This window comes from Kutzneria sp. 744, assembly GCF_000568255.1.
In the GTDB taxonomy this organism is placed as follows: Bacteria; Actinomycetota; Actinomycetes; order Mycobacteriales; family Pseudonocardiaceae; genus Kutzneria.
Map to the genome: position 1 here is coordinate 739077 of NZ_KK037166.1, position 11313 is coordinate 750389.

An 11313-nucleotide genomic window follows, 5' to 3' on the forward strand; every position below is an offset into this window, starting at 1 on the left:
GGTCGGCCGCGCCGACCACGGTGCCTCGCAGGCCGGCCGGCGCGCCGATGTCGTCCTTGATCTCGCCGAGGCTCACCTCCAGGTCGACCTTCGCCGGCGTGAGCCCGGTCGGCCGGCTCTCGGCGCGCACGCCCGGCAGCCGGGTCGACACCGTGACGCGGGCGGTGTTCTGGACCGTCAGCATCACCTGGAACAGCGGGTTGCGGGCCATCGACCGGGCCGGCGCGAGCTCCTCCACCAGCCGTTCGAACGGCACGTCCTGGTTGGCCAGCGCGCCGAGGCTGGTCTCCCGCACCCGGGCCAGCACCTCGGCGAAGGTCGGGTCGCCCGTGAGATCGGTCCGCACGACGAGGGTGTTGACGAAGAAGCCGATCACGTCGTCGAGCGCCTCGTCGGTGCGGCCGGCCACCACGGAGCCGATCGGGATGTCCGTGCCGGCCCCCAACCGGGACAACAGGATCGCCGCCGCTGCCTGCACGACCATGAACAGGGTCACGCCCTCCGCCCGAGCCAGCTCGGACAGCCGCGTGTGCACCTCGGCCGGGATCTCGAACCGGCTGGCGAAGCCCTGATGGCTGCCCACCGCCGGACGGGCGTGGTCGGCGGGCAGCGCCAGCTCCTCCGGCGCACCGGCCAATGCCTGCCGCCAGTACTCGACCTGCTGCTGCAGCAAGCCGCCCTCGTCGAGGAGTTTCCGCTGCCACAGCGTGTAGTCCGCGTACTGGACGGGCAGCTCGGGCCAGGACGGCGCATGGCCGGAACGGCGGGCCTCGTAGGCGGTGGAGACGTCTCGTGCCAGTGGGCCCGAGGACCAGCCGTCGCCCGCGATGTGGTGCACGACCAGCACCAGCACATGGTCGGCGCCGGTGTCGAACAGCCAGGCCCGCATCGGCGGTTCCGCGGCGAGGTCGAAGGCGTGTCCAGCAGCCTCGGCCACCGCGGCCGCGACGTCCTCCACGGCCCGAACCGTCAGCTCCCAACCGGTCTCGTCCAGATCGAGGATCCGTTGGTAGGGCTCGCCGTCCAGGGCCGGGAACACGGTGCGCAGCACCTCGTGCCGGCCGAGCACGTCCCGCAGGGCGGCGGCGAGCGCGTGCCGGTCGAGATCTCCGGTCAGCCGCAGCACGATCGGGATGTTGTAGGTGGGATCGGCGCCGTCGAGCTGGCCGATGAACCACAATCGCCGTTGGGCGAAGGACAGCGGCAGCCGCTCGGGTCGCTCGGCGCGCACGAGCGCCGGCCGGGTGTGCCCGGTGTCGGCCAACCGCACGGCCAGCCCGGCGACGGTCGGCGCCTCGAACAACAACCGCAGCGGGAGTTCGACGCCGAGCACCGTGCGGACCCGGCTGGACAGGCGCATCGCCAGCAGCGAATGCCCGCCCAGGGCGAAGAAGTCGTCGTCCACGCCGACGGATGCCAGGCCGAGGATCTCCGCGAAGACGCCGCAGAGCAGTTCCTCCCGCACCGACGAGGCCGCGCGGCCGATCCGGTTCGGCGCCGGCAGCGCCGCCCGGTCGAGCTTTCCGTTGCCGGTCAACGGCAACGCGTCCAGCACGACCACCGTCGGCACCATGTGCTCCGGCAGGCGCTCGGCGGCGAACCGGGTCACGGCGGCGGCGATGTCCCGGTCCGACACCACATACCCGAAAAGCCGGCCGTCCCGCGCGATCACGGCGGCCTGCGTGACGTCCGGGTGCGCCGTCAACACGGCCCGGATCTCGCCGGGTTCGACGCGGAAGGCCTTTGAGAGCCCGGTCGTCGGCGCGGCCGGCGAAGACCAGCCTGGGAGGAGGTCCAGCGGACCCGGTCGCCGGTGCGGTACATGCGCTCGCCGACCTCGAACGGGTTGGCCACGAAGCGTTCCGCCGTCAGCCCGCGCCGGCCCACATAGCCACGAGCGAGCCCCGCGCCGGCCACGTACAGTTCGCCGGTGACGCCCGGCGGCACCAGGCCCAGCCTGGTGTCCAGGACGTAGCACCGGGTGTTGGCGATCGGCGTGCCGATCGGGACGATCCCGTCACCGTCGAGGCGCGTGGTAGCGACGCCGATCGTGGTCTCGGTGGGCCCGTAGTGGTTGAACACCGGTCGATCGCCGGCCACGGTGACCAGCTCACGCACCCAGTCGACGGGAGCGGCCTCGCCGCCGAGCACGAGCGAGCCTGCGGGGAGCATGCCGGCCATGTCGTGCGCGGTCAGCGCCATCAGGTGGGACGGAACCGCCTTGAGGTGGTCGATGCGTTCCGCCGCAAGGTATTCCGCGAGCGCCCTCGGGTCGGTCACCACGTCGGCGTCGAGGATGTGCAGCTGCCCGCCGGTGGTGAGGCTGGTGAACACCATGGTGTTGCCCAGATCCGTGACCTGGGCCTGAAGCAGCGCGTAGCGGTCGCCCGCGCGGCCGAGCCGCAGGCGTTCCGACACCGAGGCCACGTAGTTGGCGAGCGACCCGTGCGTGACGGCGACGCCCTTCGGCCGGCCGGTCGACCCGGACGTGTAGATCACGTACGCGAGTTGCCCGCGCTCGGGCACAGCGGGAGAGGCCGGCGCCGGGTCGCCCTCGATGGATCGCACCACGAGGCGGGCGCCGGAGTCCGCGAGCATGAAGTCGATGCGGTCGGTCGGCAGTTCCGGATCGATCGGCAGGTACGCCCCGCCGGCCTGCCACACGGCGAGGATCGCGATGATCATGTCGACGCCCCGGCCCAGGCACAGCGCCACGATGTCGTCCGGCTCGATGTCCAACCGACCGGCCAGGGCTGCCGACCTGGCGGCGAGTTCGCGGTAAGTCAGTCGGACGTCGCCGTGCACCAACGCGATGGCGTCCGGCATCGTGGCCACGGTCGCGGCGAACAGCTCCGGAACGGAGGGCGCAAGGCCGGCGGCGGTGTCGTTCCAGCCCACCAGGACGTCCTGCCGCTCCTCGGCCGACAGCACGTCGACCTGGCTCAAGCGGGTCAGCGGGTCCTCGGCCAGCGCCGTCAGCACGACCAGCAGCCGGCTGACCATCCGTTCGACCGTCGCCTGGTCGAACAGGTCCGCCGCGGCGGTCAACGTGCCGCGCACACCCGCCGGCGCACCGTCCGCGTCGAGACGTTCGGCGACGTTGAAGTCCAGGTCGAACTTCGCCGCCGGCACGCCGCCACGCATGCCCTCGACCCGCAGGCCGTCCAGGGCCACCGCGCGGCCGCCGTTGTTCTGCAAGGTGAGCATCACCTGGAACAGCGGGTGCCGGGACAGCGACCGGGCCGGCGCCAGCTCCTCCACCAGCCGCTCGAACGGCACGTCCTGGTTGCCGAAGGCGGCCAGGCTCGTCTCGCGGACGCGGGCCAGGACCTCGCGGAACGTCGGGTCGCCGGACAGGTCGGTGCGCAGCACGAGCGTGTTGACGAAAAAGCCGACCAGGTCGTCCAGGGCGACATCGGTGCGGCCCGCGACGGCCGCGCCGACGGGGATGTCGTCGCCGGCGCCGAATTTGTTCAGCAGCACCGACAGCGCGGTCTGCAGCACCATGAACAGCGTCGCGCCCTCGGCCCGCGCCACCTCGGCCAGCCGCTGGTGCAGCTCGACCGGGATCTCCACGCCGACCCGGACGCCGCGGTGGCCGGCGACCGGCGGCCGGGGCCGGTCGATCGGCAGCGCCAGCTCCTCCGGCGCGCCGGTCAGCGCCTGTCGCCAGTGCCCGACCTGCCGGCTCAGCAGGCTGTCCGGATCGGACTCGTCACCGAGCAGTTCCCGTTGCCACAGCGCGTAGTCCGCGTACTGGACGGGCAACGCCGACCACAGCGGCGGAACGCCGGCGCGGCGGGCCTCGTAGGCGACGGAGATGTCCCGGGTGAGCTGGCCGAGGGACCACCCGTCGCTGGCAATGTGGTGCGCCACGAGCACGAACACGTGCTGGTCGGGGCCGGTGGTGAACAGCCATGCCCGCAGCGGCAGGTCGACCGCGAGGTCGAACGCCGCACCCGCGACATCCGCGACGACGCTGTCGATGGCCTCCGGCGCGATGGTGGCCGTGGTCAACCGCCACGTGAAGTCCTCGACGATCCGCTGGTGCGGCTCGCCGTCGACCACGGGGAACACCGTGCGCAGGGCCTCGTGCCGGCACAGCACATCCCGCAGCGCGTCGCCCAGGGCGTCGGCGTCCACAGCGCCGAACAGCCGCAGCACGATCGGGACGTTGTAGGTGGGGCTCGGGCCGTCCAGCTGGCCGATGAACCACAGGCGACGCTGCGCGAAGGACAACGGAACCAGCTCCGGCCGTTCCCGCGGCGACAGGGGCACCCGCCCCGGCGCGGCCTCGGTGAGCCGGAGTGCCAGCGCGGCAACCGTCGGCGCCTCGAACAGCGTGCGCAGCGGCAGTTCCACCCCAAGAACGGCCCGGACGCGACTGGTCAGCCGCACCGCCAGCAGCGAATGCCCACCGAGCGCGAAGAAGTCGTCATCGACGCCGACACCGTCCAGGCCGAGGATCTCCGCGAACGCGCCGCACAGGATCTCCTCCGTCACCGTGCCAGGACCGCGACCGCCGGCCAGGGCGGCGTAATCCGGCATCGGGAGCGCCCTGCGATCCAGCTTGCCGTTCGTCGTCACGGGCAGCTCGTCGAGGAAGACGATCGCCGCCGGCACCATGTGCTCCGGCAAGCGTTCGGCGACGTGCCGGCGCAGCTCCTCGGCATCGAGGCCGCCGGCGACCACGTAAGCCACCAGCCGCTCGTCCCGCACGACCACCGCGGCCTGCGCGACGCCCGGGTGCGCGCCGACCACGGCCTGCACCTCGCCCGGCTCGATCCGGAACCCCCGGATCTTCACCTGGTCGTCGGCCCGCCCGGCGAAGATCAACTGACCCTCATCCGTCCACTTGCCACGGTCACCCGTGCGATACATGCGGCCGCCGAACGGACACGCGACGAACCGCTCCGCCGTCAACCCCGGCCGACTGATGTAACCCCGGGCCAGCTGCACCCCGGCGATGTACAGCTCACCGACCACCCCGGGCGCCACCGGCTGGAGATTCGCATCCAGCACGTACATCCGGGTGTTCGCGATGGGCGCGCCAATCGGCACCGACCCGCACCGTTGCGACGGCTCGCACTGCCACGCCGTCACCTCGACGGACGCCTCGGTCGGGCCGTACAGGTTGTGCAGCTCGACGTCGCCGAACACCTCGAAGAACCGTTGCTGCGCCGGCAACGGCAGCGCCTCGCCGCTACAGATCACGCGCCGCAGGTCGACACAGTCACCGGCCGTCGGCTCGCGCAGGAACGCCTCCAGCATCGACGGCACAAAATGCGCCGTCGTAATGCGACGATCCCGGATCAGCGTGGCCAGGTAGCCCGGATCCTTGTGGCCCTCCGGCCGCGCCACCACCAGGGTGGCGCCGAACAGCAGCGGGGCGAAGAACTCCCACACCGACACGTCGAAGCCGTACGGCGTCTTCTGCAGCACCCGGTCCCCCGAACCGAGCCCGTACCGCCGCCGCATCCACACCAACCGGTTGACGATGCCCCGATGCGTGCTCACCACGCCTTTCGGACGGCCCGTCGAGCCTGACGTGTAGATCACGTACGCCGGGTTGTCCGGCCGCGGGCCGACCGGCGCCGGCCCATCCCCCGGCTCGTCCGGCCGGACATGCGGAATGCCCAGCCCGGTCTCCCCGTCCGTCACCACGCAGAGGGCCTCAGCGTCGACGGCCATCAGCGCGACGCGGTCCACGGGATAGCCCGGATCGATCGGCAGATACGCTCCCCCGGCCGTCACGATCGCCAGCAGCGTCACCACCAGCTCCGCGGATCGCGGCAGGACCACCGCCACGACCGACTCCGGCCCGACGCCGAGGGCTGTCAGCCGACGAGCCATGCGGTCCACCCGACCGCGCAGCTGCCGATACGTCAGCTCGACGTCCTCGAACGCCACGGCGACCGCATCCGGCGTACGTGCGACCTGCGCGGCGAACATCTCCGGCAGCGTCGACGCGGGCACCTCGGCGGTGGTGTCGTTCCAGCCTTGGACCACCCGGTCGCGCTCGGCGGTGGCCAGCACGTCGACCTCGCTTAGGCGGGTCTCCGGGGCCGCCGTCAGGGCGTCGACCAGCCGCACGAACCGCTCGGCGACGCGGTCGACCGACGCCGGCTCGAACAGGTCGGCCGCACCGACCAGAGCACCGCGCAGGCCGGCCGGCGCACCGTCGTCGCCCAGGACCTCGCCCAGGCTGATCTCCAGATCGACCTTCGCCGGGGTCAGACCGGCCGGCATGGTCTCGGCCCGCACGCCCGGCAACTCGGGCAGCACCGTGGCGCGGGTGGCGTTCTGCACCGTCAACATCACCTGGAACAGCGGGTTCCGAGCCAGCGATCGGGTCGGCGCGAGCTCCTCCACCAGCCGCTCGAACGGCACGTCCTGGTTGGCCAGGCCGGCCAAGCTGGTCTCGCGGACCCGTGCCAGCACGTCCACGAAGGTCGGGTCCCCGGTGAGGTCGGTGCGCACGACCAGCGTGTTGACGAAAAACCCGACCACGTCGTCGAGGGCCTCGTCGGTCCGGCCGGCCACCCCGGAGCCGATCGGGATGTCCAGGCCCGCGCCCAACCGCGACAGCAGGATCGCCAGCGACGCCTGCAACAGCATGAACACCGTCACGCCCCGGGCCCGTGCCACCGCGAGCAGCCGGCGGTGCAGGTCCGGAGCCAGTTCCAGCGGGACCGCGATGCCGCGGTGGGTGGCGGTCGTGGGGCGGGGATGGTCGGTCGGCAGCGTCAGCTCGGCCGGGGTGCCGGACAGGGCCTCGCGCCAGTAGGCGACCTGCTTGGCCATCAGACTGTCCGGATCGGACTCGTCGCCGAGCAGATTCCGCTGCCACAGCGCGTAGTCCGCGTACTGAACGGGCAGTGGCCGCCATTGCGGCTCCGCTCCGCCGGCCCGCGCCGTGTACGCGGTGGCGATGTCCTGCGTCAGCGGCGCCATCGACCAGCCGTCAGTGGCGATGTGGTGCACCACCAGCACGAGCACGTGCTCCGCGGGGCCGACGACGAACAACCACGCCCGGATCGGGAGCTCCGCGGCGAGCTCGAAGGCGTGGTTGGCGCAGTCGGCCGCGGCCGCAGTCAGATCGGGCGGCGAGTCGACGACCGCCGGTTCCCAGTCCAGGTCGTCGATGTCGACGATGCGTTGGCACGGCTCGCCGTCCGCCGCGGCGAAGATCGTGCGCAGCGACTCGTGTCGGATCAGCACGTCCCGTAGCGCCTGGGCCAGGGCCGCCCGGTCCAACTCGCCGGTCAGCCGTAGCACGCGCGGCACGTTGTAGGTGGAGTTCGCGCCCTCGATCTGGGCCAGGAACCACAGCCGGCGCTGCGCGAAGGACAGCGGGATCCGCTCGGGGCGCTGCCACGGCACAAGCGCCGCCCGAGCCTGATCCTCGTCCTCCAACCGCGTCACCAGCTGCGCGACGGACGGGGCGTCGAACAGCGTCCGCAGGCGGACCTCCAGGCCGAGCACCGCCCGGATCCGGCTGGCCAGCCGGACCGCGGACAGCGAGTAGCCGCCGAGGTCGAAGAAGCTGTCGTCGACACCGACCGTCTCCAGGCCGAGGATCTCCGCGAACACACCGCGGAGCAGCTCCTCGCGCACCGACGTCCGCCCACGCGTGCTGGTGGCGGACACCGGATGGTCGAGCTCGCCGCGGATCTCGACTCGGTCGTCGGCGAGCAGCACCGAGCCGTCATTCGTCCACCGGGCCCTGGTGCCGGAGCGGTACATCCGGCCGCCGAACGGACAGGCCACGAACCGCTCGGCCGGCAGGCCAGGACCGAGCACCGCGGCGGCCAGGTACAGCTCGCCGACCACACCGGGTGGGACCGGCCGAAGGCGTTCATCGAGCACGTACAGCCTGGTGTCGGGCCCGACTGCCGCGACCGACTCCGGCACGGATCGATCGCGCACCGCATGGTCGGCGTCGTTCCACTCGATCAGGATGCGGCGGCGTTCGTCGTCGTCGAGCACATCGACGTCGTCGACGCGCATGGTCGGGTCCGCGACCGCGGTTTCCAGCACCCGCACGAACTGTCGCGCGATGCGGTCGACGGTTTCCTGGTCGAACAGGTCCGCCGCGGCGATCAGCACGCCCCGCAGGCCGGCCGGCGCACCGGTCTCGTCGAACACCTCGCCGAGGTTCACGTCGAGGTCGAACTTCGCCGCGGCCAGGCCAGCAGTCATCGCGTCGACCTGGACATCGGGCAGCTCGAGCGTGCCGCGGGCGGTGTTCTGCACGGTCAGCATGACCTGGAACAACGGGTGCCGGGACAGCGACCGGCTCGGTGCGAGGTCCCCCACCAGCTTCTCGAACGGCACGTCCTGGTTGGCCAGCGCGGCCAACGCGGTCGCCCGCACCCGAGCCACGACGTCCCGGAATTCGGGGTCCCCGGCCAGGTCGGCGCGGATCACCAGCGTGTTGACGAAAAAACCGACCAGATCGCGCAGGTCGTCGTCGGTGCGACCGGCGACCGAGGCCCCGATCGGGATGTCAGTGCCGGCGCCGAGCCGCCGCAGCAGGACCGCGAACGCCGCCTGCAAAACCATGAACGGTGTCGCCCGCGCCGCCCGGGCCACGTCGCGCACCAGCCCGTGCACGTGAGCCGGCACGTCCAGCGCCGCCCGCACACCCTCGTAGCTCGTGGTGTGGGGACGAGGTCGATCCGCCGGCAGCGTCAGCTCCTCCGGCGCGCCGGCCAGCGCATGCCGCCAGTAGCCGACCTGCCGGCTCAGCAGACTGTCCGGATCGGAGTCGTCGCCGAGTAGCTTGTGCTGCCACCGCGCGTAATCCCGATACTGCACGGGAAGCTCGCCCCAGTCCGGTTCCTGGCCGGCACGCCGCGCCGCGTACGCCTGGGCGAGGTCCCGTCCAAGCGGCGCCATCGACCAGCCGTCGCTGGCGATGTGGTGCACCACCAGCACGAGCACGTGGTCCTCAGGACCGACCTCGAACAGCCACGCCCGGATCGGGATCTCCGCGGCGAGGTCGAACGTGCATGCCACGGCCTCCCGCACCGCCGCGGCGACGTCGGCGGGCACCGACACACGCAGGTCCCAGGTCAGCTCGTCAACCGCCAGGACCCGCTGGTACGGCTCTCCGTCGACCTCCGGGAACATCGTGCGCAGCGACTCGTGGCGCGAGAGCACGTCCCGTAGTGCCGCGCCCACCGCGGCCTGGTCCAGCGGGCCCGTCAGCTTCAGGACGATCGGGTTGTTGTACCCCGAGTTCGGCCCGTCCAGCTGGTGGATGAACCACAGCCGGCGCTGGGCGAACGACAACGGGTCCGTCACGACTGCTCCTGCCTGCGCATCAGCCGGACGCCCGGCCGCGCGGGTTTGCGCTCGCCGACGCGGGGCGCGAGGCCGGCGACGGTCGGTGTGTCGAACACCGTCGCGATCTCCACCTCCACGTCGAGGAGGGCGCGAATCCGGTTCACCAACTGGACCGCGAGCAGCGAGTGGCCGCCGAGGTCGAAGAAGTCGTCGTCCACGCCGACGCCGTCGAGGCCGAGGACCTCGGCGAACGCCTGGCAGAGCAGTTCCTCCTCGGGCGTGGACGGCCCACGGCCGACGCCGGTCACCCGTTCCGGCTCGGGCAGAGCCCGGCGGTCGAGCTTGCCGTGCGCGGTCAGCGGCAACTCGTCGAGCGTGACGACGGCCGACGGCACCATGTGCTCCGGCAGCCGCGCGGCCGCGAACTGCCGCAGCGCCACCGGATCCACGGTCGCCGGCACGACGTAGGCGACGAGTCGGTCCTCGCGGAGAACGACCGCCGCCTGCGCCACATCGGTGTGCGCCGACAGGACGGCCGCGATCTCTCCGGGCTCGATCCGGAACCCGCGCAGCTTGACCTGGTCGTCGGCGCGACCGCCGAAGACCAGCCGGCCGTCGGCCGTCCACTTGGCCCGGTCGCCGGTCCGGTACATCCGGCCGCCGAACGGACAGGCGACGAACCGCTCCGCGGTCAGGCCCGCCCGACCGGCGTAGCCCCGGGCCAGCCCCAGCCCGACGAGATACACCTCGCCGGCCACACCGGGCGGCACGGGTGTGAGCCACTCGTCCAGCACGTAGACCCGGGTGTTGCTGATCGGGGCGCCGATGACGGGCTCGTCGTCGGGCCCGAGCGGCTCGGACATGGTGGCGCAGACCGTGTTCTCGGTCGGCCCGTACGCGTTGACGAAGGTGCGGCCCGGCGACCAGCGGGCCAGCACCTCGCCCGGCAGCGCCTCGCCGGCGGACACCAGCGTGGTGATCGATTTCAGGTCGTCCGGCGCCATCGCGCCGAGCACCGCCGGCGGCAGCGTCACGTGCGTGACCTGGTGCCGGGACACCACCTCGCTGAGAGCCGCGCCCGGCAGCAGTTCGGCCGCGGACGCCAGGACCAGGGTGGCCCCGCCGCACAGCGTCACCCAGATCTCGGCGGAGGCCGCGTCGAAGCCGATGGACGCGAACTGGAGCACCCGGCTCTCCGCGCCGATGGCGAACCGGTCGCCCTGGGCGGCGATCAGGCTCTCCAACCCGACGTGCGTGACGACCACGCCCTTCGGGGTTCCGGTGGAGCCCGAGGTGTAGATGACGTACGCGGGATGCGCCGGCAGCACCGGCCGTGGCGTGAAGTCGCCGTCCGCCAACGCTTCCGCACGCAGCAGCGGCAGGGTCGTGACCGGCTCGCTCGCCGTCGACGTCACCACGCCGACCGCGCCGGAATCGGCCAGCAGGAACGCGATCCGCTCGGCCGGGTATTCCGGGTCGATCGGCAGATACGCGCCACCGGCCTTGCTGATGCCCAGCAGGGCGGCGATCTGGTCGATCGAACGGGGCATCACCACCGCGACGACCGATTCCGGACCGACGCCCCAGCCGGCGAGCGCGGCGGCGAACCGGTCGGATCGCGCGTCCAGCTCGGCGTAGGTCAGCTCGGTGTCCCCGCTGACCACGGCAGCGCGGTCGGGCATGCTGGCCACCTGCGCGGCGAACAGCTCGGGCAGGGTGGCCCCGTCCACCTCCACCAGGGTGTCGGTCCAGTCGACCAGCATCGTGCGTCGCTCGTCCTCGGCCAGCACGTCGACGTCGCCGAGGCGGACGCCAGGATCCGCCGTGACGGATTCGAGCGCTCGGACGAACCGCTGCGCCAGCCGCTCGGCGGACGCCGGCTCGAACAGGTCGGCGGCGGCGATCAGCGTGCCCCGCACGCCGGCCGGTTCGCCGGCCGCGTCGAAGGTCTCGCCGACGTTGAGGTCGAGGTCGACCTTGGCGCCGGCAGCGCCCGTCTGGAGCGGCACGGCGGTCACACCG

At 72.3% G+C, this 11313-nt stretch carries 3 protein-coding genes; all 3 read right to left on the reverse strand.

Translation table 11 applies throughout. The features are described 5' to 3' along the window. Positions 1–1708, reverse strand: a 1708-nt coding sequence (locus KUTG_RS52825) for a condensation domain-containing protein (protein ID WP_232240628.1), incomplete at its 3' end; no start/stop codon positions are given. Further along, on the reverse strand, positions 1702–9309 hold the full coding sequence (locus KUTG_RS03335; RefSeq protein ID WP_052393846.1) for a non-ribosomal peptide synthetase: 7608 nt from the start codon (positions 9307–9309) through the stop codon (positions 1702–1704). The genes KUTG_RS52825 and KUTG_RS03335, both read right to left, overlap by 7 nt. Beyond that, a partial coding sequence (locus tag KUTG_RS60630) for a non-ribosomal peptide synthetase (RefSeq protein ID WP_232240629.1) occupies positions 9306–11313 on the reverse strand: 2008 nt, incomplete at its 5' end. The genes KUTG_RS03335 and KUTG_RS60630, both read right to left, overlap by 4 nt.